Annotated in this window: 1 pseudogene; it reads left to right on the top strand. The window is 59.3% G+C overall.

The features are described 5' to 3' along the window. Window positions 1-602: pseudogene (locus EAE89_RS23185) on the top strand (hemagglutinin repeat-containing protein); the annotation flags it as partial.

The raw sequence follows: 602 nt of genomic DNA, 5'->3' as shown, positions 1-602 counted from the left end.
CGTCGCCGGCGGCGCACTGGCGGGCAATATTGGCGAACTGCATAATATCGCCACCCAGGGGGAACGCATCACCACGGAGACCGGCAGCCAGACCCGCTGGTACGTCAAAAAGAAAAAACGGAACAAGCTTGGCATCGGCGGCACCAAAACCTCGCAGGGGAAAGACACCACCGGTTATACACCGGGCCCGGTGACCGAAACGATTGACCTGAACACGCTGGCCTGGCAGGACCATACCCGCCCACCGGGGACCGATATCACCATTACGGACCGACAAACCGGCCAGATACACGCTGCCCCCACGGCGGTCACACCGGTGAACGGTATCAAAAATCAGCCGCTGGTATTGCCGCCCGGTCAGCCATTTGAACTGAGTTTGCCGCCGGAAACCGTCAAAGGACAAACAGTCGACCCGGTGATACGCGTGGTGACGCCCGATACCCGCTTACCGGATAACAGCCTGTATACCGTGCAGCCGGGCAGTGACAGCCACTATCTGGTGGAGACCGACCCGAAATTTACCCAGTACAAACCCTGGCTGGGGTCAGACTACATGCAGCAGCAACTCACCCATGACCCGGCTTTGGTGCACAAACGGTTAG

It is taken from the genome of Photorhabdus heterorhabditis (genome assembly GCF_018448905.1).
GTDB lineage: Bacteria > Pseudomonadota > Gammaproteobacteria > Enterobacterales > Enterobacteriaceae > Photorhabdus > Photorhabdus heterorhabditis.
This window is presented reverse-complemented; position numbering and strand designations above follow the sequence as displayed.